We start from the raw sequence: 20,393 nt of genomic DNA, 5'->3' as shown, positions 1-20,393 counted from the left end.
CCAATACCGGGGGTTCACTTCACTGAAGAGCTTTTCTGATAGATTAATCATTTGGATTCATTTTATGTTCCTTAACAGTTGGTGAAACGTCCACCTTATCCAAAGGAATCAACTTTGTATGCTTCTTAATTTTGTAAACAATGTAAAGAATTAGGACAAGTGGCACGCTAATGTACGTAACCCCAATCTGTTCCCAGTTAAAGTTGGCAAATGAACCAGGGTCCTGACCAATGATAACCCCAATACAGAGAATTAATGCCAGCAATGGTCCAATTGGGAACCACTTTGCATGATACTTGAGTTCTGAAAGGTCATGTCCTTGCTTAATAAAGGCCCGACGGAATCGGAAATGTGAAATGGCAATCCCAATCCAGGCAATAAAACCAGTTAATCCAGAAGCAGCCACCAACCAAAGATAAATTTGTGGTCCAGCAATACTACTGATAAAGGTTAAAGCAGCGATAACCGTTGTTGCACACAATGCCAGCATTGGAATTCCATTGTGGGTTGTGCGACCAAATGCTTTTGGTGCATAGCCTTCGTGGGCAAGAGAATAAAGCATCCGAGTTGACGCATACATCCCTGAATTTGCTGACGAAAGAACTGACGTTAAAATGACCGCGTTCATGATACTTGCAGCAGCAGCTAATCCGGCACGCTGGAAGACCAATGTAAAGGGACTAATTGCGACATCGGTTGCTGAAGAACCTAATAAATCATGACTTGTATATGGAATAATCGTTGCGATGACGGCAATTGCTAAAATATAGAATAAGATAATCCGCCAGAATACTTGGTTGATTGCTTTAGGAACACTCTTAGTTGGATCCTCTGATTCACCAGCGGTAATACCGACTAATTCAGTTCCTTGGAATGAGAACCCAGCAACAACGAAGACACTCAGAATTGCTGGAAAACCACCAACAAATGGCGCCTTGTGTGTCGTCCAATTTTCAAGTCCAGTTGCGTGACCACCCATGATACCAAAGATGGTTAATAGCCCAACTGCCAAGAAAATAATGATTGTTACAACTTTGATTAATGACATCCAAAATTCAGTCTCACCATACGTCTTAACTGAAAGTGCATTAATTAAGAAAATAATGACTAACGCAATTGCGCTCCAAATCCAGCCAGGAAGACTAGGCAACCAAAATTTCATCACCAAGGCTGCTGTACTAATATCAACGGCAACCGTAATGGCCCAATTAAACCAGTAGTTCCAGCCCATTGCAAAACCTAGCGCTGGATCAACGTATTTGGCTGAATATGCAGCAAATGAGCCAGAGATTGGCATGTTTGTTGCCATTTCACCCAAACTAGTCATTAAAAAGTAAACCATGAGTCCCATCGCAATGTAAGCCACGAGTGCCCCGCCTGGTCCTGCAGAAGAAATAGCCGAGCCACTGGCAACAAATAATCCGGTTCCAATACAGCCACCCAAGGCAATCATTGAGACGTGACGGGTTTTTAATCCCCGCTTAACGCCTTGATCAGTTGACACTTCGTTTTCTTGTGGTGCTTGTTCCATGTAAAACTCCTCCTCATTTGAAGAGGCTTTCCCAATGACTTAGACAAATAAAAAGCCCTTTGCAAACACAAAGCGTCTGCGAAAGGACCGGTCAAATTCATTCATTCCGAGTCGAAAATCGTAGAAAGCGCTCCGTAACCCTATTTGGTTACGACAGTCCCTAGGCTATTAAACTAGGACCCAACAGAGTCAGCATTTAAGACTGATCCATTTCGGCAATCTTCCCTTTCACTCAAGCTCTCAGATACTTAACTATCTCGCATGAGTTACTGATGAAGTATTGCACCTCTTCTATTCGATATAAACTTAGTATAAGCAATTTTCATCAATTTGCAACTTTTTTTCAAAAATGATTGACTTGTTTCCATCGCTCAATCGTTAATTGATAAAAAAACTCGATCTTTCCCGGCTGAAAGAGATCAATTGGCGAATGACGATACGCATCTTGATAAACAAAGTGATTTTTCTCCAAGACACGAATTGAGCCGTCGTTGCCCTTAAAGCAACTGGCATAAAGTGATTCAAGCTTTAACGATTTAAAAGCATACGCGCAAACTGCTTCCACCGCCTCCGTCATGTATCCCTGACCCCATTGACTTTCAGCCAACATATAGCCAACTTCACGGCTAGTGACGTCTGGTTCACCAGACGCCTTCATTCGCTCATACAAACCAACGCAGCCGATTAGTTCTCCGGTTACTTTTGAAACAACCGTGAGGACGTTTGTCCGGATCATTTCAGAAAGCACATCATCAAGCTCCAACGCGGAGGTCGCAGGAATAAAGCCCGCTGACTCTGCCACTTTGGGATTCTTGACAAGTTTCCAGAGCGCCTTCTTATCAGTCGGATTCAACGGACGGATGACTAACCGATCCGTCTTTATAGTTACTGGCAAATTTTTATCACTCCTCTCGGCAATTCCAAAAGTGCGTTACAATATTCCTATAATAAATGAATGAGGTGAGTTCGTGCAAATTATTCAAGAAAAGTTATCAAATCAGTCTGCCGCCTACATAAAGGGGTACATTCGGGACTCAGATGTTGAAAGCAATCATTTCAAATACCCTGCTATGGTCATTATACCCGGTGGTTCCTATACTCACATACCTGAAGCTCAATCAGAAACGCTCAGCCAAGCCTTCCTTGCGAAGGGCTATCAAAGTTTCTATTTACGATATAGTTTTGTGAACGAGGTGCATCCCCTATTCCCATCACCTCTGGTCGAACTAGCTCAATCGATTGCCTTAATTCGAGAAAACGCCGTCAAGTGGCACATTGATCCAAATCGAATCGTCATTGCCGGCTTCTCAGTTGGTGGTCACTTAGCGGCACTTTATAATGACTATTGGTCTACCACGTGGCTCCAGAAATTAACAAAATTAACTGAGGCGCAATTGCAAATTAATGCGGCCATCATTAGTTATCCCGTGATTGATCCTAAGCTTGGCTTTCCCACTGATGAGGAAACAATTCGTGAATGGACGGATACCCCTGAAACGTACGCTGCACAAAACTTCGTTAACAGTCACAACGCTCCCAGTTTTGTTTGGGCAACCGTTAACGATCCAGTCGTTCCAGTAAAAAATAGTCTCGCCTACGTCAATGCCCTCGTCCAGCACGGCATTGATTGTGAGCTTCACCTTTTTCATGACGGTCCACACGGCTTAGCACTCGCCAACCAACAGACCTCTTGGAAACAATCTGCGGATAACCCGCACGTTGCCCACTGGCTAACTTTAGCAACAGAATGGTTGGCTGATATTTTATCTAAATAACTGCAGCAAAAAAGGATGTGCACCCACATCCTTTTTTTTACCCCTTCGAATTTGAAAGAAAACGCCACTTAACTAAAATTGGTGCCAGCCAAACGTAGAGCCATTCTGCTACTTGAACCCAAGCGTAGGCTAGGAGCATTGCCCCAATAACATCAGATGGAAAGTGCGCGCTCAGGTAAACCCGAGAAACTGCCACTAAAAACAATAATAAAATCATAATTGCACGAATATAAATTCTGTTGAGGCGATTCTTCATCAGCGGCACCACTAAAATCCAAACGAGGGTCACCAGAATGAAGAATCCAAATACGTGACCACTTGGAAAACTAAAGCCATCATCCGCTGCCAAGTGCCCATATGGACGAGGACGTTTCACAATCTCTTTGACTAACTGGGCAATGACATCACCACCAGCCAGGGTGCAAAGCGCCCAAATGGCAGGAATCTTGTACTTAAATCCCCATAAAAGGATTGCCAAAATCACCGTCCAAATGATATCCATCTTGGGACTCGCAATTGCTGAAAATCCCGTGAAGATTGCCGATTTCATCACCGAATCGTTATTCTGAACCATTTGGGCAGAAATTCCGTCAATGAATTCCAATAAACCAGCCTGGTTAGCGACAATCGCCATTAAAAATCCAAATAATACTGCACTAATAAGAAACCGAAGTGTTCGGGTCCAATCTTTCACAATCATATTCTTAAAACCTTCCTATGTCGTTAATAACGTGAGTATACCATATGATTTAACCCTAATTTAGAAATCTGAAAGGATTTTAATTGAAAGTTCATAGTCATAGATTAAATGTGGTACTCTTAAAATCAAACACTAGAGGAGGAACATCACCATGATTTCAACGACACTTCTATTAATAGCTGTCGGTTTATTTGCCGGTGTAGCCGGTGCTATATTAGGCTTGGGTGGCGGGATTATTATCACCCCCATTTTAACCCTAGCAATGGGACTCGATATTAAGTACGCCATCGGGGCAAGCATCATTTCCGTTATCGCCACTAGCTCGGGGTCAACCGTTGCTTACTTGCGAGACGAGGTCTTAAATCTTCGAGTTGCCATGTTTTTGGAAATTGCGACAACGATTGGCGCCATTTTGGGAGCACTTTTAACGGGTGTTCTTAATCCAAGTTACCTATATGTATTATTTGGCTTATTATTACTATTTTCATGCTGGAACATGATCAAAAAACTGCGCGCAGGTCGCGAACTCACCACAACCGTGAAGAGTGACAAATGGGCAAAGAAACTGGATCTAAACGGTTCGTACTTTGATAAATCAGAATTAAAGAACGTTGATTATGAAGTGACGAACGTTCCCGGTGGCTTCTCAATGATGTTTGGCGCCGGATTTGCCAGTGGTTTGCTCGGAATTGGCTCGGGGGCCTTCAAAGTGATGGCAATGGACACCATCATGCACATGCCCCTTAAGCCTTCCTCAGCAACTAGTAACCTGATGATGGGCGTCACTGCCGCCGCAAGTGCCACCGTTTACTTTTTCAACGGATCAATGCTTCCCCAAATTGCGGTTCCGCTCGCCCTCGGTATTCTCGTAGGCGCAGTTATTGGTTCTCGAATTATGCAGGTCTTACCCGCACGAGTGATCCGCATGATATTTGTTCCCGTTATTTTCTACGTCGGCCTTCAAATGATCTTAAAGGGATTCGGGGTGAGCTTTGGATGACCTCTAAAAACAAATCACAATCAACTGATGAAATGGTTTCCGTTGAACGACTGATTGGTCGAATTCTGCAAATTGGTGTTTTTACTTCTGCGATTATTCTAGCGTTAGGCCTGCTCCTCTTCCTGATGAACCAGACCACTGGTTACCCAGCTGGAACACACCCGAAAACGCTCTTGGCAATCTTACAAGGTGCCATCGCTTTTAAACCATACGCCATCATGATGTTAGGACTCTTTTGTCTCATCTTGACGCCGGTCTTACGGGTGGTCGTTTCAATTTATGCCTTCTACAAGGAAGAGGATCACCTTTATGTCGTAATCACAGTTTTAGTTCTCATTATTTTATTAATTAGTTTTATCATCGGCTATTTAGGATTTTGATACAAATAGGGCCCACGACAAATTGTCGTGAGCCTTTTTTACATCATCAGAATGTGACCATCACAATCTCGGGTTCTTCCGATTTTCCTTCCACCAGCGTTTGGCGTTTCGGGTCGGAATCCGCAATCGTAACTTATTAAATGATTCCGCCAAAATAAATCCAAAGGCAATTGCACCAGCAATCATAATGACCTCAAACATAAACTTAATGCCCAACTGTGAGTTACCAAAGGCAAAATTTTTAACCATTTGGTAAGCTTGACCCCCTGGCACTAACGGCACAATGCTCGGAATATTAAACAAAATCATTGGCATCTTCTTAAAGCGGGCCGCCTGCATGCTGGCAATCCCAATCACAACGGCCCCCAGCAGATTAGCAATGACGTAGCCGCCCACAAAATTTAGGTATAACCAGTACACCAAAAATCCTAATGTCCCAACAATTCCGGCTAAATTAAGCGCTTGTCTGGGAATGTTAATCAAAATGCTGAAAGCAACCGTTGCCACGTATGTACTGACTAAAATTATAAAAAGGTGCATCTCAACCCCTCCATCACATAAACCGCAAAACGAGCGCAATCCCAAATCCAATTGCCGCCGCACTCATCAACGCCTCCACACCACGAGCGGGACCACTGACGAGGTTTCCGGCCAACGTATCTCGTACGGCATTCGTAATCGGAACTCCCGGAACTAAGGGCATAATACTTCCGATAATGACATCATCAATATTAGTCCCAAAATTTAACCTAACAGCTAAAATGGCTAGAATTCCAATCCCCGCTGCAGCAGCAAATTCACTCAAGAAGCGGACCTTAACCCATTTGTTAAGCCAGTAAAAGATCGTCCATCCCGCGGCGCCAATTAAACAACTAATCGGAAAGTTTGCAAACGAGTGTCGGAATACCAACTCCAGCGGTCCACTAACTAAGGCGGCTCCTAAAAGTTGAATCCAGAAGGGAAAATACTTTGGATTAAGCTCCAACTGAATCAGCGCTTGTTGAAATTCAGTTAGGGAAATGGTGTGCCCAGCAAATTGACGCGACAAATCGTTGACGACTGAAATTTTTTCGAGGTCAAACGTTCGTTTTCTTACCGGTTCAATTTGGGCATTCTGCTTGCCAGAAACGGACATCATGATTCCCGTAATCATGACAAAGATTTGGCCCTATGGAACGCCTGCATTTCTAGCAATTCTCGTCATCGTATCCTCGACCCGGGTAATTTCTGATCCGTTTTCTATCATAATTCTACCGGCGCGTAAGGCTACTTGAACGACCAAGTCTTCTTTTGACTGCTGTGTCTTCTCCATTTAGGAAGCCCCCCTTTTTTATTTATTTTACAAAAATGTAGTGAGCTGCCTTGTAACCAATGCTGAGTTCCTTGTTATCAGTCAAATTTTCAACCGTCACTGGGCCTTCAAACGGATCATGCTTAATTACGTGCAATTTGTCGCCAAGGTCCAGCTTAATATCGCCCAAATAAGTTAATAGATCATGATTATCAATAAACCGGTCCACAACAACTGTTTGACCATCCTCAGCATCATTCAACACTCGGTGTGAATAGTCGTCAAAGTGACCATTTTCATCAGGAATAATGCCGCCGTGTGGACAATGTTGTGGATGCCAGAGAAACGTATCCAACGAGTTGACTAGCTTCGTACTTGTCACATGTTCTAGAACCTCGGCCTCATCATGAACATCTGGTAACGCATAGCCCAGCTTATCAACTAAAAAGCTTTCCCAGATACGATGCTTACGAACTAGAACAACGGCTAATTCTGTCCCCTTTTGGGTGAGGGATATTCCAGAATATGGCGTATGAACAACTAAGTTCTCCTCGGCCATTTTTCCAACCATTTCAGTTACGGACCCTGCCGCAATATTTAAACTAATGGCAACCTGTTTGTTTGAAACTTCGCGTTTTGTTCCGCCAAGCTCGAAAATAATTTTCAAATAATCTTCCTTCATCGGAGTCATACTTGCCAAATGAGTCAACGCCTTTCAATTTTATTAGTTAAATGTCGCGTCCTTGATCATAAATCAATTTTTCACCCTCACCGCGAGTTGCTTCGGCTTGGATGGTTACGTGTGCAATTTGATATTTGGACTTTAACAATTTTTCAATTTTTCGATAAACTGGCTCAACATCACTTAAACACATATCGGCCATATTGACGTGGGCAGAAAAGACCACGCTATTTTCGTCAACCATCCACGCATGAACGTGATGGACATCATTGACCCCTTCAATTTGAATTAAATCACGGCGAATTGCCTCATAATCTAAACTTGGCGCACCTTCCATCAAAATATTGATAGCTTGCTTTATAATTGGCCAGCATTCAAACATGATATAAATTGCCACCAAAATTGTCACAATCGGGTCAATAATGGTAATTCCATAGAACTTAATCAACACCGCGCCAAGAATAACCCCAACTGAAGACAAGGTATCACTCATCATATGAAGGTAGGTCGCCTTGATGTTCATATTGTGATGGGAACCCCGACTTAATAGAATAACTGAAATAAGATTTGCCACTATTCCCACAATCGCGACAATTAGCATTAATGTCCCGTCGATTGTCTCAGGTTCCGAGAATCGTTTAACGGCTTCAGCTATCAAAAATAGCGAAATAAAAACGAGTAAGGCTGCATTCAAAAGTGCGGCTAATATTTGTGCTCGTCGGTAGCCAAATGTATTTTGTGAGTCCTGTGATTTTTTGCTGATTTTATGAGCAATGTAACTGATAACAATGGATAATGAATCCCCCAAATTATGAAAGGCATCCGATAGCAGCGCGAGACTACCAGATAGTAAGCCACCAATAATTTCTAAGACCGTAATACAAACGTTTAGGACAGTCACGCCAAAAAAGCGTTTGCCGGATAAAGCATCATGCATGTTGACTCCTCCTATTCGTCTATATTATCGCATTGTCAGTTGAAAATGAAAATACTAAAAAAGAGATTGCTCAATTGCAATCTCCCAAAGACGTCTTTATCTGCCAGTCACGTGTGATGGAACCTTTACTAATCGTTCGTATGCGTAGTCCCATTCATTATCAAGACCCATGTTAAGTAGCTTAACCATGCCAGTTTGCTCATAACCTGATTTTAATATCACGTGTTGCATCCCTTTATTATCTGGATGTGTGTCGATGCGCAGGCTGTTAATGTCAGGCATTGTTTTTGCAACTTCTTCATAAATGCCATCGAGTAACTTATAGCCTAATCCTTTGCCGTGGTGGCTACTTGAAACAGCAACACGGTGAACAGCAACGCTATTCATGGTGTCCGTCTCAGTGAGCCATTGGCCATCGATTGTTTGATAACTTGCATCTTGGCCAGGGATTACTGCTGCAGATCCAACAATCTCGCCATCATCCTCAAGAACCATTACGTATCGTTTTTCAATATCGTCCACAATTATTTCAGTGTTGGGATAACCACCTTGCCATTGATCGACACCCTGTTCGGCTAATCGGTCACGGCCGTCCATTACGATTGTTTCGATTGCTTGAAGATCCTTCATTTCTGCTCTTCTGATTTGCATTAGTAAATCCCTCCTCGTTTTATCCAATAACTAAGATTTTGTTATTCTACACACTTAAAAGAGGAGTTGCAACAGTTTTGAACGCGAATTTTCATAAAAGTTTCATGAGATATTTTTCTCATAAAAGGGGCTTGTAAATCGCGCTTTTTACCCATAAAAATGATAAAAAAAGCCATCCGAGAATTTCTTAAACTCGGATGGTTTTGGAGGAGGCACCCCTGTGCGACCAGAAAATAAAAGGGTTACTTAGATTTTCCGTTTACACGTTGCTTCACTGACACGATTACTAACCGGCGATTAGTCGCAGGTACTCAAAGCGCAATTTCGACGCGCTATCAATTAGTCGTTTACGTTGGTAAAGTCTTCTTAACAACACGTAACAACATGACACTACCAATCCAGCCATAAGATCGATTGGCGTTGAGAAATTTTTGGTGCGCAGGGGCTTCACGCCTTCCTCTAACTCTAAAATACCATGGTGGCGACCAAACAACAATAAGAAGCGCTTAAATTAAGAAAAGCAAAATGAAATCACTCGAAGTTTCGAGTGATTTTGATTGTTATCTATTAAATTAAACTTGGTGTATTTGCTGAATCGGCTTCAACCTTAGCCGCTTGGCAAAGTGGCATCAGTTCTTTAAGGTCATCTAGAGACGTTCCGTTATCACGGAAACACTCAACCATGTCTAGCCAATACTGATCGGAATCAGTAAAACGCCAGTCTGACGCTGCCTGGTTTTGGTGGCTTGGTAATAACCCAGCTGCAATGTATTCACGAATGCGATCCTGATTCACGCCGGTTGATTTCGCAAAATCTGTTAACGCCATTTCCATGGTAATGCCTCCCTTCAAAATTTATATCGTCGTAATCATACAACCCTAATAATGGAAATGCAACCTTTTTAGGCTTTCTTTTTTGACCATCTAAAAAGATGCCTAGATTGCCCGATTCTCGGGCCACTAAAATGAAAAAATAATGAGAAAAAGTCCTTTTTATTCCATTGAAAATACGCTAAACTTTAAACATGCATTGGAGGCGGAAACGTGAATTCTGAACTTACATTTAAAGCCGGCGTTAAAGACGTCGTGCCAACCCTATTCGGCTACATAGGTGTTGGAATTGCATTTGGCATCATTGGTCACACTAGCCACCTTAGCATCTTAATGATTGCCTTCATGTCCTTTTGGGTCTATGCGGGATCGGCTCAGTTCATCATCGCAAACATGATTCTGGTCCACGATCCGATTTCAGCAATTGCAATTTCCACGTTTCTAGTCAATTCACGCATGATCTTAATGGCGACCACCCTTGCCCAATACTTCCGAAAAGATTCCATCCTAAATAATATCGGAATCGGAATTTTAACAACGGATGAAACCTTTGCGTTAGCAATGAATAAACTAAACCGTACCAAGCAGCACCTGACCGCGCGTTGGCAGCATGCCGCAAACCTGCTGGCCTATCTGATTTGGATTTTGGCAACGATCGTTGGCGCTTGGATTGGCAGTCTCATTTCATCGCCCGAAAAGTTTGGCCTCGACTTTGCCTTGGTTGCCATGTTCATTGGCCTCGTCTACTTGCAGCTTATCACTGACAAAACAAAGGGCTTCCGGACCCAATTACTCGTCATGCTGTTTGTTGTCATTTGCCTCTACTTTTCGATGGCGGTCATGTCCGCTAATATTGCGGTTCTCTTTTCAACAATTTTGGGGTGTGCATTTGGGATGGTGATTGATAAATGAATCTCTACATATTTTTAACGATTGTGGTTTGTGGCATTGTCACAATTCTATCAAGAGTCGTTCCTTTCTTACTGGTGAAACGATTTGAGTTGCCAGCCTTAGTTATCAAATTTTTATCCTTCATGCCAATTACGATTATGACGGCGCTCATGTTTGAAAATCTATTGGTCGCCAAAACCGGTCACTTGCCTCTATTTGACTGGCAAAATGTCCTTGCAACCATTCCAGCAGTCATCGCTGCCATCATCTCAAAGAGTCTTCTGATTGTGGTAGTCGTTGGCATCATTGCTATGGCTGTGATTCGTTACTTTAATTTTGGCTAAGCAAAAGGCCTAGGATCAATCACTTTTTCGTGACTGACACTAGGCTTTTTTCATTCCCTTAATCATGTGATTAACGGCAACTATTCCAATTGCTAAACAAATTCCGATTGCTAGGAACGACCAATTATGAAGGTAATCCGTTGCCCAACCAAAGACAAAGGACCCAATTGGCTGCAAGCCATCAATCGCAATAAACCAAATTCCAAAGATTCTTCCCAAATACTGATTATCGGTTAAGTCCTGTGTCACAGTAAACGCCCTAATATTAAATGAGGCCATTGAAAATCCATAGACCAAGGCAAAGACCAGCAGTACGGGATAGAACTTGAAAATACCAGTAATCATTAGCATGCCACTCGCAATGATCAAATCTCGATAATTCTTTTCTCGCTGTCCCCGTCCCGATTCAAATGTCAGTCTAAGTCCACCTAGAATGCCCCCGATTGCCAATGCACTCAACAAAATACTATACAGTGCCGATTTACCCCCATAAAAGTGGTTAACGTCGTATGGCAAAACTAAGCGGGCTGCAGCGTACATCACGTTTGCAACGCCACTTAACGCCACATTTTCAATTAGCAGCGGGCTTTTTAACACATACTTGAATCCAGACGCCAAACTATCGAAAATGCTAAGCCGCTCACGAGTCGATTCTTGCATTTTATAGGGCATAAAGACGAATAGTAAAAATGATATCGTAAACGAAATTCCATTAATTGCCAAAAACTCACGAAAGTTAATCCACTTTATTGTCAGCAATAATCCGCCAATCAGTGGGGCAACCACATCCGCAAGATTAATGGTTGTGTTTGATAATGCATTAAATCGCTGCAAGGCCTTTGAGTGAATGACTTCTGGCACAATCGCTTTCGCAGCCGGCAAACTAAATGCCAGACCAACATCAAGAACACCCGTAAGCGTCAATAATTGCCAAGGAGCTGGATTGTTCGGATTCACGATGAATGCAAAACTAAAACAGGCCGCTAAACTAATGAACTCCGATGCTACCAAAATTCGCTTTCGATTATAATTATCAATCAATACCCCACAGAAAAAATCGCCAAGCAGGAGGACAATTCCCCCGAACGCTTGCACCATTCCTAGTAAAGATGTGGTTCCAGTTGCCTTCACGACAAACCAATTTAGCCCAAAAATGTAGAGGGAGTCGCCCATCCGCGAAATAAATGGCGACAAAAATAGTGGCCAACTAAAATTACGAACCTTCATCACAACTCCCCCCTCTTCTTTACAGCTTATGACGCTTCAATCATTCGCCACTCGCCCTCATTTGCCTTAGAAATATCATTCAAAAATTTCAGAACTCGTTTGGCGCGATCGGGCTGCTGTTCATAAAGTGTGTTGAGCCCCTGACCCGTTGTTACTGGGTTTCCAAGATTAAACTTTTGATCATCAAATTGGCCTTCAGCAAACGCAACAACCGTTTCGCCCGAATCAATTTTAGTGATAATGAAGAAGAAACTAAAGTCATCATCATCGGCCATATAGGCGGGCATTGCCCAAATATCATCGGCAATTTCATTCATTTCGTAGTCTAAAAATTTAAAGTCTTTGTGATTCTTTTGTGTGACGGGATTTGCCAGAATCAACAGCATCTGCTTAAATTCATCGTCACCCAATTGAAGATTATCCTTCATCGTTTGTGCCTCCATTTAGTGATATTGTTTCTATTCTATCAGTGGCCATCGGTTTAGTCATGAGTTATTTTAGGAATCAAATGAAATAAGCCCCGAGTTTGGAATTTCCAAACTCAGGACTTTTTAGATTAAAGTTTAATGGTGGCTCGATTATCAACCTGCTTTTGCATGTGATAATACTCGTGGTCCCCAATCATCCGCTTGCCGACAGCCTCAAAGCCATGACGCCCATAAAGTTTCATCGCGTCTGGATTTTCAAAGTCGACATTCAAACCGATGACAGACTCGTCGTCTGCCTTAGCATATTCTGGAAGTGCTCTTAAAAGCTGGCTTCCAACGCCATGCCCTTGATAATCTGGCGATACAGCAATGGAATCTAAGTACCATTCGTTGCCATTTGTTTCTGAGTCAAACGTCATTGGCTCATCAAAATCGTTACTCTTAGCGGATAAGTTCTCTAGAACCCGATCAACCGCTTCCTCATTTTCGCCAGGGTACCCAAAGGCAACCCCAACAACTTGGCCATTGGCCTCGGCCACCACGGTGGTTGCCTTATCGGACAAATAAGTTCTTGTTCGATAAGCCATCGTAATGACCTTCTCTAATCCAGGTTCAGGAATATCTTCTAATTCCTCAAGCTGCATTTCATCAAAAATCAGATTAATTAAGGGCGCTATCTGGCCCGCATCATCCGATTTGGCTGTTCTAATGGTTAACACAAAAATCCTCCTATTTGTTACTTAGATACAAGGATACTGAACAAACCCCTAAAAGTCAAAGCGGTTGTCCTTTTGATTTTTGCTCTAGTCCATTAACCGACTGTTCCAATGATTCCTGTCGCAATCTTAGCTCAACCAATTCACTCCGAATTTCACTTAGAATTTCAATTTCAACTTTTGAAACTTCAAGCGAATGGGGCATTTGATTTTGAGATAGGTGATCCAACTTAGCATGCAAAATTCTTAATTCATGTTCGGATTTTAAATTAACGTGAAAATCATTTTCTGCGTCAAGCCGGTCGCGATCCGCAGACCGATTCTGACTCATCATAATGATGGGCGCCTGAATTGCGGCAATACAACTCAAGAATAAATTCAGTAGAATAAACGGATACGAATCAAAATGAATGCCAAACAATTGCAGAGAATTGAACACCATCCAGAAAACCAGGATGCAAACGAAAATAATGATGAATCCCCAACTACCACCAAAACGAGCCACATCATCGGCAATCTTTTGCCCAAAAGTGAGACTGTGCAGTAATTTATCATTCACATCCGTGACTTCATAATCATCGCTTTGAAGCGCTTTAGTCAGTTTTCGATTAATTTTGCCACTCTGCTTTAAATCGGTATTAATCAAAGCATCGACACTGGCTAACCTGTAACGCAATAAGTGGTGACTACAAATAAAATCATTCGGTGTTACCTTTGGATGATCCGCCTTAATTCGATTCCGTAATTCAGTGGAAAGCTCTTTTAAGTAGACGCCCTCTTCGACCTCATATTCTCGATTATCAACAATGCAAGAAACGTGTTGCTTCTTTTCAGCCATTTGTTCACCTCAAAATCCTTTAATAGACCCATTGTACCATGCTCGCTGGAAACAAAAAAAGTAGCTCGCTCAGCTACTTTCAAAAGTTATTCAATTGCGCCATATCTGCCGGCAAGTCTGCCTTAAACTGTTGCAACTCACCCGTAAACGGATCCGTAAACGATAACTCACTCGCATGGAGTGCTTGACGGCTAATGCCCAAATTCAACGGACCATGATACAATTCATCGCCCAACAACGGATGACCAATTGCTTGAAAATGAACCCGAATTTGATGCGTTCTGCCAGTCAACAGATTAACTTTTACCAGCGAATAATCATCGTTCTGGCCCAGGACCCAGTATTCCGTTTGTGCGGATTTCCCATCTGGTGCCACAATCTGATTAAAGCCCTCATCCGCTCGTCGAATTGGCTTATCAATTAAATCATGGGCTTTTTCCATATTTCCCGAAACGATAGCAATATACGTCTTTTTCAATTCATGATTAGCCAGTTGCTCGCTAAAGAGCGAATTAGCATATCGGTGTTTTGCAACTAAAACCAAACCACTCGTAAAGCGGTCCAATCTGGTAATAATATGGGGAACTAGCTGCGCTGAATTTTCATTCATCAAATGGCCCTTAATCCGGTTAACCAGCGTGTCCTCACGATTTGCAGGACCAGGAACAACCGTCAGCCCAGCCTCCTTATTGACGACCAGCCAGTGATTGGTTTCAGCCACGATGTCTAACGGCTCATAACTTACTGGAACATTTGGATCGGAGGGTTCATCCGGTAAATTGAACCCAATGGTATCCCCCACCGAAACGAATTCGCTTGCATCCACCAAGTCACCATTTAATTGAAAAGAAGCATCACTTTCCTGTTTAGCCGCACTAATTAAGCGGTGACTAACACCCTTTGTTCCTAAAAACTTTTTGACAGTTTGATCCGGACCCGTTTCCTTTTGCCATTCAAATTGCATCCCTTTTCCAACCTCTTTCATCTATCAGTAAGATGATACCAGCTTCAACCCCAAAGTTAAAGCAAAGTTGAAAGTGCAGGTTGATCAGCTTCCGTAATGCCGTAAGTATCCCGGAACTTCTTGATTGTTTTAGAATCAAATTGGTCAGGATCAATTGGCATGAAACTCGTGTCAACCGGGTCCTCATTTTTGATGCTGGCTTCGATGACGATGGGTCGTTTGTCTCCTTGTGCTTGCAAATCTAGTGCCTTGTTAAATACCTCATCTAGTTCAGCCTGCGTCTGGGCGTGCAAGCCGACAGCCCCCATATTCTCAGCAACGCCAGCCCAATTTGCCCCGACAAATTGAACCCCATAGTCCGACTGTCCCCGGCTAGATTCTTCGTGGGAAATAAAGCCAAACGCTGAGTTTTTCATAATAACGGTGATAACGGGGGTTTGGTACTGCACCTGCGTTAGTAAATCTTGAGAAACCATTGTGTAGCCGCCATCGCCCATGATGCTAATGACTTGGCGATTAGGTTGTTCCAATTTGACGGCCAGCCCAGCTGCTAATCCATATCCCATTGTGCCAATCCAGGACGACATGCTCATCTCCTGATCAGCATTAAAGGGGAGTTGTCGAGTAGCCCACGTGACGTTGTTACCAACATCGAGTGCAAAATAAGCGTCTTGATCAGCGCGTTGCTTGATGGTATTAATGACGGCTTCAGCGGTTAACTGCCCTGGTTGAGAAGCGCGTTTGGCTAAGTAATTTAGCCAATTTTGGCGATTGGTTCGATTGGCCTTAACCCAACCGTTAAATGGTTGTAGGTTTCCAGCGTCAATCAACTTTTGAAGATAGGCTTTGCCATCTGCTAACACCGCCTGATCCACGGCACGTTGACGACCCAAAACGGATAAACGGGTATCAATTTGAACGACTTTAATAGTCTTTGGTAAGAAGCGGGCAAACGGATAGTTGGTCCCAACCATGATTAGCAAGTCAGCTAACTGGCCGGCTTCAAAAGCGGGTTTGGACCCAATTCGTCCCATTGATCCCAGCATGTTTCTGAAATCAGACGATACAACGCCAATTGCAGGCGCACTCGTCACAATGGGAAGCTGAAACTTTTCCGAGAAAGCTTGAATAAGTTCCCGATTTCCCTTCATCCCTTGACCAACTAGCAATAAGGGCCGCTTGGCTGCTTTAATCAAATCGAGTGTTTCGGCCACATCTTCATCCGCAATTTTACTTTCAATCGTTGAATGGCTAATTTGCTTGGTTTTAATTGGTTCAAAATTAATTGTCTGCGCTGGTAAGTCATCTGGCATAATAATGACGGCAGGGCCATTGTGTCCGTATGCATAACGAATGGCAGCATCCACAACGTCTGGAATCTGTTCTGCCGTGGTTACTTGTTTATGAAAATCGGTAAAGTCACTGAACCAAGCATCCTCATCCATTTCTTGAAGATAAGCGGTGTTAATTGCTTTTGTGACTGTTTGACCAACGATGGCAAGAACAGGCACATGATCCATTTTGGCGTCGTATAATCCGTAAAGTAGATGAAGTGCCCCTGGTCCGACTGACCCGCACATGACCCCAATTTTGCCGGTTGCCTTGGCCGTTGCGACAGCAGCCAGCGAGCCTACTTCCTCGTGGCGAACTTGAATGTACTCAATTTTATCCCGTTCTTGATAAAACCCATCGATTACCGTATCGGCTGGAATACCGTATACCCGTTTGATATCCCAGGATTCTAAAACTTGTGCTAAAGCTTGTGAAGCTTTCATTTCTGCCATAATTCACACCTCAATTAGTTTAATTGTCCCCTTAAATGTACACTATTTTTAGCAATCAAGAAAGGGCTTACATTCTCAATCAAATTCATTGCGATTTGACCCCCACCTTAGATATAGTAGGGATAACAATAAAGGAGGACATTTCAATGGCAGAGAATAAACGAATTGCCGTCTTAGTAACTGATGGCGTTGAAGATGTTGAACTTACTTCCCCTCGAAGCGCCTTACAAAAAGCCGGGTATTATCCAATTTTAATTGAAGATAAGTCGGGTAAAATTGTGAAGGGTAAACACGACAATCCATTTACGATTGATGAAAGTATCGCGGACGTTAACCCAGATCAGTTCATTGGGCTCTTGCTTCCCGGTGGCTATTCGCCCGACAGCTTACGTGAGGATCCCCGCTACGTCAAGTTTGTAGAAGCTTTTATGGATCAAAACAAACCAGTCTTCGCAATTTGCCACGGCCCCCAGCTGATCATCACTGCGGACAAGGCGAAGGGACGACACATGACCGCCTTCAAAACGATTCAGGTAGACTTGAAGTATGCTGGCGCAGATGTTGAGGATAAAACGGTTGTCGTTGACGATCAATTAGTGACGAGCCGAAATCCTAATGATCTCCAAAATTTCAATGATGCTATGCTCAAGGTGTTAGACGCAGTTCCAGTTTCATAAACTTACAAAAGGAGCTGAGACAAAACAAATGTTTTGTCCCAGCTCCTATTCTATTTCCGAATATTCTTATTTAGTCGGGTTCCAAAAGGCTGCTTTCTCCGCCTAGCTACGATCAACAAATAATCCCAAGTACAGGATTACTCGTTAATCTAGGCTATGCTCATAAGCAAACCGCCTTTTGTCTCACCCTCATTTTTTATACTGTCATATGGTGATTTTGATAGTGTTCCCTCAGGTACTTTGAGGTTAAGCCATTTGGTTGTTTCACAAGATCATCTGGTCGACCCTGCGCCATTATCTGGCCCCCGTCGGATCCGCCCATTGGTCCTAAATCAAAGAGGTAATCTGAGTTTGCCATCAAGTCTAAGTCGTGGGTAATGAGCAAGATTGTTGCCCCTTGCTCAAGGAGTTGATCAAACACTTTCAACAACGTTTGAACGTCCAATGGATGGAGCCCAATCGTCGGTTCATCGAAAATGAAAAGACTGTTTGTTTGCCGACGTTTCAAGTGGGACGTCAGCTTCAGTCGTTGTGCCTCACCACCTGACAACGTTGGTGTATCTTCGCCCAAGTGCAGATAGCCAAGTCCCATTTCCTTTAAAACTTGAAGCGTATCAGCAATAGTCGTTTCATCCTTCAAAACTGGAATTGCTTCTTCCACTTCTAGCGCCAATAAGTCAGCGATCGAGTTCCCGCGCCACTTAATTTTCAAAATGTCCGGGTTAAACCGATTTCCACCACAAGTTGGACAGGTTTCCACCATATCCGGTAAATACTGGATATCCAGTGAAATTTGGCCGGTTCCGCCACAGGTTGGACAGCCACCCTCCTTATTATTGTAGGAGAAGTAGCTTGCTGTGTAGTGGTTCTTTTTGGCGTCGGGCAAACTTGCAAATAATTTACGCAACGCATCCATGATGTTCGTGTAGGTTGCAACCGTTGAACGCATATTTTTGCCGACCGGAGTTGCATCCACACTAACGACATGGCGGAGCTGTCCAGCGTCTAATTTGGCCACATGCTCTGGGAGCTTTTGCTTCTTAATTGAGCGTTCAAGCGCTGGCACCAAGCTATCCAAAATTAAAGTCGTCTTTCCGGCACCAGAAAAGCCAGTAATTGCACTAATTTTCTTCAGCGGGAACTTAGCCGTCAATTGATTTAAATTAAAACGGTGATTAACCGTTAAGCCAAATTGACTCGCTTTGAATAGCGCCTTTTCACTTGCTAATTTCCGAGATTGAATGGTTGCCTCGCCGGACAAAAATGGTCCAATCAGTGACTTATGATTCTTCTTTAACTCATCCGGGGTGCCGGTCGCAACGACTTGACCACCCTTTGCACCAGATCCAGGGCCAATTTCAATCACCCAATCCGCTGCGTTAATAATTGACGTTTCATGATCGACAACGACCAATGAATTTCCGCCTGCAATCAGCTGCCTGAAAATTTTAATCAGCCCAGCAATGTTATCAGGATGTAGCCCCACTGATGGCTCGTCCAAAATGTACAGAACGCCGGTCGTTTCCGTTCGCAACGTGCGGCCTAATTGAATCCGTTGTAACTCACCGGTTGAAAGTGTTGATCCTAATCGATTCATCGTCAAATAGTTCAACCCTAAATCGAGCAACGGCTGCAATTGATTTAACAATTCAGAACTTAAATTAGTCGCTAATGCTTGCATATTTTCCGGTAAGGCAGCCTTCATTTTAGTGACAAAATCCGTTAAATCACCAAGTGGCATTTCACTCGCTTCAGCGATATTCAACCCGGTAACCTCTTGGTGCAACCGATCCGGGTTCAACCGAGTTCCGTGACAGGTTTCACACGTACTAAATTTATAAAACTGATTCAATCGCTTTAGTGCCCGCTCGCTTTTAGTAGTTGCCATACTGTCCTCAATTGCGTTGTAGGCATTTTCAAATAGGGCATGCTCCATATGAAAAACCCGCCCAGTACCAGAAAGAATGTCGACGGGATACTGCTTCTTTTCACCGTGCAAAACCGTGTTCTTTTCCTCATCCGTCAAATCCTTGTATGGAATATCGGTCCGAATCCCCATTGCAGCCGCCACCGTTGGCATGAAATTTCGGCCTGGTAAACGCCATGAGGCAATCGCCCCGTCAGCCAAGCTTGAGTTTTCATCATAGATTAGCTTGCTTGCATCTATTTGCTTCGTTTTTCCCAAGCCACCACAGGTTGGACAAGCGCCATCCGAATTGAAGGCAAAGTCCTCGGCACCAAATGCATGAAATTTAACCCCACAAACGGGACACTCAATGACACTCATTTGGTCACCCACAACATCCATTGCTTCTGCAATCTTAATTGTTGGCTTTATTCGATGACCATTGGGACAAACCAGCGACCCCAACCGTGAGTATATCAGCCGTAAAACATTATAAATTTCGGTCATCGTGCCGACGGTTGAGCGCACGGAAGGAACGTTAGGCCGCTGGCGCAGCGCTAACGCGGCCGGAATGTACTTAACTGATTTGACGTTTGGCCGCCCAACCTGGTTAATTCGGCGTCTCGTGTAAGTCGCTAACGCATCCAAATAACGGCGTGAACCTTCAGCGTACAGGATTCCCATCGCTAAGGAGGATTTCCCAGAACCCGAAAGGCCTGATACGGCGACAAACTGGTTCAGGGGAATGTCGACATCAATCCCCTTTAAGTTGTTAACTTCTCCACCACGGACTTCAATTTGGGTGGGAATTTTAATTTGTTGTGTCATCGAACCCCTCCT

At 43.4% G+C, this 20,393-nt stretch carries 21 protein-coding genes, 1 pseudogene and 1 riboswitch; of the genes and pseudogenes, 6 read left to right on the top strand and 16 right to left on the bottom strand.

Going from position 1 to position 20,393, the window contains the following annotated elements; all coding sequences use genetic code 11:
- Window positions 1-43: 43 nt before the first annotated feature.
- Both FD44_RS04545 and FD44_RS04540 read right to left on the bottom strand, forming a co-directional pair.
- Window positions 44-1,531 carry an amino acid permease gene (locus tag FD44_RS04545; RefSeq protein WP_010619572.1) on the bottom strand — a complete coding sequence of 496 codons (1,488 nt, stop codon included), beginning with the start codon at window positions 1,529-1,531 and terminating at the stop codon, window positions 44-46.
- 117 nt (window positions 1,532-1,648) lie between these two features.
- Window positions 1,649-1,830: riboswitch (Lysine riboswitch) on the bottom strand.
- A 44-nt stretch (window positions 1,831-1,874) separates the two neighbouring features.
- The gene (locus tag FD44_RS04540; RefSeq protein WP_010619571.1) at window positions 1,875-2,426 is read right to left on the bottom strand and encodes a GNAT family N-acetyltransferase; all 552 of its coding nucleotides are present in this window, start codon (window positions 2,424-2,426) and stop codon (window positions 1,875-1,877) included.
- Between the two features lie 73 nt (window positions 2,427-2,499).
- Here FD44_RS04540 and FD44_RS04535 point away from each other — a divergent pair, with 73 nt between their 5' ends.
- Complete coding sequence (locus FD44_RS04535; RefSeq protein WP_010619570.1) at window positions 2,500-3,306, top strand: lp_1002 family arylesterase; 807 nt, start codon at window positions 2,500-2,502, stop codon at window positions 3,304-3,306.
- Between the two features lie 37 nt (window positions 3,307-3,343).
- Here FD44_RS04535 and FD44_RS04530 read toward each other — a convergent pair whose 3' ends face one another.
- A complete protein-coding gene (locus tag FD44_RS04530) occupies window positions 3,344-4,006 on the bottom strand; it encodes a phosphatase PAP2 family protein (protein ID WP_010619569.1) in 663 nt (220 codons plus the stop codon).
- 151 nt (window positions 4,007-4,157) lie between these two features.
- Between FD44_RS04530 and FD44_RS04525 the strand changes: the two genes are divergently transcribed.
- On the top strand, window positions 4,158-5,006 hold the full coding sequence (locus tag FD44_RS04525) for a sulfite exporter TauE/SafE family protein (protein WP_010619568.1): 849 nt from the start codon (window positions 4,158-4,160) through the stop codon (window positions 5,004-5,006).
- Window positions 5,003-5,386: a DUF1634 domain-containing protein gene (locus FD44_RS04520; protein ID WP_010619567.1), complete on the top strand. Its 384-nt coding sequence runs from the start codon at window positions 5,003-5,005 to the stop codon at window positions 5,384-5,386. The genes FD44_RS04525 and FD44_RS04520 overlap by 4 nt, the downstream gene beginning before the upstream one ends.
- A gap of 60 nt (window positions 5,387-5,446) precedes the next feature.
- On the opposite strand, the gene FD44_RS04515 is transcribed toward FD44_RS04520, so the two are convergent.
- The 6 genes and pseudogenes from FD44_RS04515 to FD44_RS04490 all read right to left on the bottom strand — a co-directional run bounded on the left by FD44_RS04515 (window position 5,447) and on the right by FD44_RS04490 (window position 9,781).
- Window positions 5,447-5,926: a threonine/serine exporter family protein gene (locus tag FD44_RS04515; RefSeq protein ID WP_010619566.1), complete on the bottom strand. Its 480-nt coding sequence runs from the start codon at window positions 5,924-5,926 to the stop codon at window positions 5,447-5,449.
- Window positions 5,927-5,939: 13 nt separating this feature from the next.
- Window positions 5,940-6,698, bottom strand: a pseudogene (locus FD44_RS04510) (threonine/serine exporter family protein).
- Window positions 6,699-6,720: 22 nt separating this feature from the next.
- Complete coding sequence (locus FD44_RS04505; protein ID WP_010619565.1) at window positions 6,721-7,368, bottom strand: metal-dependent transcriptional regulator; 648 nt, start codon at window positions 7,366-7,368, stop codon at window positions 6,721-6,723.
- Between the two features lie 37 nt (window positions 7,369-7,405).
- Complete coding sequence (locus tag FD44_RS04500; protein ID WP_010619564.1) at window positions 7,406-8,296, bottom strand: cation diffusion facilitator family transporter; 891 nt, start codon at window positions 8,294-8,296, stop codon at window positions 7,406-7,408.
- Window positions 8,297-8,392: 96 nt separating this feature from the next.
- On the bottom strand, window positions 8,393-8,947 hold the full coding sequence (locus tag FD44_RS04495) for a GNAT family N-acetyltransferase (RefSeq protein WP_010619563.1): 555 nt from the start codon (window positions 8,945-8,947) through the stop codon (window positions 8,393-8,395).
- A 567-nt stretch (window positions 8,948-9,514) separates the two neighbouring features.
- Window positions 9,515-9,781 carry a MerR family transcriptional regulator gene (locus tag FD44_RS04490; protein ID WP_010619562.1) on the bottom strand — a complete coding sequence of 89 codons (267 nt, stop codon included), beginning with the start codon at window positions 9,779-9,781 and terminating at the stop codon, window positions 9,515-9,517.
- Window positions 9,782-9,991: 210 nt separating this feature from the next.
- Here FD44_RS04490 and FD44_RS04485 point away from each other — a divergent pair, with 210 nt between their 5' ends.
- Together FD44_RS04485 and FD44_RS04480 are read left to right on the top strand one after the other, a co-directional pair.
- Window positions 9,992-10,690, top strand: a complete 699-nt coding sequence (locus FD44_RS04485; RefSeq protein WP_010619561.1) for an AzlC family ABC transporter permease — start codon at window positions 9,992-9,994, stop codon at window positions 10,688-10,690.
- Complete coding sequence (locus FD44_RS04480; RefSeq protein ID WP_010619560.1) at window positions 10,687-11,013, top strand: AzlD domain-containing protein; 327 nt, start codon at window positions 10,687-10,689, stop codon at window positions 11,011-11,013. Before FD44_RS04485 ends, FD44_RS04480 begins: the two co-directional genes overlap by 4 nt.
- A 39-nt stretch (window positions 11,014-11,052) precedes the next feature.
- On the opposite strand, the gene FD44_RS04475 is transcribed toward FD44_RS04480, so the two are convergent.
- The 6 genes from FD44_RS04475 to FD44_RS04450 all read right to left on the bottom strand — a co-directional run bounded on the left by FD44_RS04475 (window position 11,053) and on the right by FD44_RS04450 (window position 16,970).
- Entirely contained in the window at window positions 11,053-12,240 is a 1,188-nt protein-coding gene (locus FD44_RS04475; RefSeq protein WP_010619559.1) for an MFS transporter, read from the bottom strand.
- Window positions 12,241-12,266: 26 nt separating this feature from the next.
- Complete coding sequence (locus tag FD44_RS04470; protein ID WP_010619558.1) at window positions 12,267-12,668, bottom strand: hypothetical protein; 402 nt, start codon at window positions 12,666-12,668, stop codon at window positions 12,267-12,269.
- Window positions 12,669-12,796: 128 nt separating this feature from the next.
- On the bottom strand, window positions 12,797-13,387 hold the full coding sequence (locus tag FD44_RS04465) for a GNAT family N-acetyltransferase (protein ID WP_010619557.1): 591 nt from the start codon (window positions 13,385-13,387) through the stop codon (window positions 12,797-12,799).
- 55 nt (window positions 13,388-13,442) lie between these two features.
- The gene (locus FD44_RS04460) at window positions 13,443-14,222 is read right to left on the bottom strand and encodes a DUF1003 domain-containing protein (protein ID WP_010619556.1); all 780 of its coding nucleotides are present in this window, start codon (window positions 14,220-14,222) and stop codon (window positions 13,443-13,445) included.
- A gap of 79 nt (window positions 14,223-14,301) precedes the next feature.
- Window positions 14,302-15,186, bottom strand: coding sequence for an RluA family pseudouridine synthase (locus FD44_RS04455; protein WP_010619555.1), 885 nt, complete (start codon window positions 15,184-15,186; stop codon window positions 14,302-14,304).
- A gap of 56 nt (window positions 15,187-15,242) precedes the next feature.
- Complete coding sequence (locus FD44_RS04450; protein ID WP_010619554.1) at window positions 15,243-16,970, bottom strand: thiamine pyrophosphate-dependent enzyme; 1,728 nt, start codon at window positions 16,968-16,970, stop codon at window positions 15,243-15,245.
- A 146-nt stretch (window positions 16,971-17,116) separates the two neighbouring features.
- Here FD44_RS04450 and FD44_RS04445 point away from each other — a divergent pair, with 146 nt between their 5' ends.
- Entirely contained in the window at window positions 17,117-17,647 is a 531-nt protein-coding gene (locus FD44_RS04445; protein ID WP_010619553.1) for a type 1 glutamine amidotransferase domain-containing protein, read from the top strand.
- Window positions 17,648-17,843: 196 nt separating this feature from the next.
- Here the strand turns inward: FD44_RS04445 and FD44_RS04440 are convergent, their stop codons facing one another.
- Window positions 17,844-20,381: an AAA family ATPase gene (locus FD44_RS04440; RefSeq protein ID WP_010619552.1), complete on the bottom strand. Its 2,538-nt coding sequence runs from the start codon at window positions 20,379-20,381 to the stop codon at window positions 17,844-17,846.
- Between the last annotated feature and the right edge of the window lie 12 nt (window positions 20,382-20,393).

Source organism: Secundilactobacillus malefermentans DSM 5705 = KCTC 3548, assembly GCF_001436395.1.
Classification (GTDB): domain Bacteria; phylum Bacillota; class Bacilli; order Lactobacillales; family Lactobacillaceae; genus Secundilactobacillus; species Secundilactobacillus malefermentans.
The sequence above is the reverse complement of the archived record's forward strand: the minus strand, read 5'-3'. Positions and strand labels throughout refer to the sequence as shown.

What these genes read in the sequence shown, in the direction of transcription:
- FD44_RS04505 (WP_010619565.1), bottom strand. Translation starts at nt 7,368, where the DNA reads ATGACTCCGATGAAGGAAGATTATTTGAAAATTATTTTCGAGCTTGGC.
- FD44_RS04470 (WP_010619558.1), bottom strand. Translation starts at nt 12,668, where the DNA reads ATGAAGGATAATCTTCAATTGGGTGACGATGAATTTAAGCAGATGCTG.
- FD44_RS04480 (WP_010619560.1), top strand. Translation starts at nt 10,687, where the DNA reads ATGAATCTCTACATATTTTTAACGATTGTGGTTTGTGGCATTGTCACA.
- FD44_RS04445 (WP_010619553.1), top strand. Translation starts at nt 17,117, where the DNA reads ATGGCAGAGAATAAACGAATTGCCGTCTTAGTAACTGATGGCGTTGAA.
- FD44_RS04475 (WP_010619559.1), bottom strand. Translation starts at nt 12,240, where the DNA reads ATGAAGGTTCGTAATTTTAGTTGGCCACTATTTTTGTCGCCATTTATT.
- FD44_RS04500 (WP_010619564.1), bottom strand. Translation starts at nt 8,296, where the DNA reads ATGCATGATGCTTTATCCGGCAAACGCTTTTTTGGCGTGACTGTCCTA.
- FD44_RS04440 (WP_010619552.1), bottom strand. Translation starts at nt 20,381, where the DNA reads ATGACACAACAAATTAAAATTCCCACCCAAATTGAAGTCCGTGGTGGA.
- FD44_RS04530 (WP_010619569.1), bottom strand. Translation starts at nt 4,006, where the DNA reads ATGATTGTGAAAGATTGGACCCGAACACTTCGGTTTCTTATTAGTGCA.
- FD44_RS04515 (WP_010619566.1), bottom strand. Translation starts at nt 5,926, where the DNA reads ATGCACCTTTTTATAATTTTAGTCAGTACATACGTGGCAACGGTTGCT.
- FD44_RS04545 (WP_010619572.1), bottom strand. Translation starts at nt 1,531, where the DNA reads ATGGAACAAGCACCACAAGAAAACGAAGTGTCAACTGATCAAGGCGTT.
- FD44_RS04460 (WP_010619556.1), bottom strand. Translation starts at nt 14,222, where the DNA reads ATGGCTGAAAAGAAGCAACACGTTTCTTGCATTGTTGATAATCGAGAA.
- FD44_RS04525 (WP_010619568.1), top strand. Translation starts at nt 4,158, where the DNA reads ATGATTTCAACGACACTTCTATTAATAGCTGTCGGTTTATTTGCCGGT.
- FD44_RS04450 (WP_010619554.1), bottom strand. Translation starts at nt 16,970, where the DNA reads ATGGCAGAAATGAAAGCTTCACAAGCTTTAGCACAAGTTTTAGAATCC.
- FD44_RS04490 (WP_010619562.1), bottom strand. Translation starts at nt 9,781, where the DNA reads ATGGAAATGGCGTTAACAGATTTTGCGAAATCAACCGGCGTGAATCAG.
- FD44_RS04455 (WP_010619555.1), bottom strand. Translation starts at nt 15,186, where the DNA reads ATGCAATTTGAATGGCAAAAGGAAACGGGTCCGGATCAAACTGTCAAA.
- FD44_RS04495 (WP_010619563.1), bottom strand. Translation starts at nt 8,947, where the DNA reads ATGCAAATCAGAAGAGCAGAAATGAAGGATCTTCAAGCAATCGAAACA.
- FD44_RS04520 (WP_010619567.1), top strand. Translation starts at nt 5,003, where the DNA reads ATGACCTCTAAAAACAAATCACAATCAACTGATGAAATGGTTTCCGTT.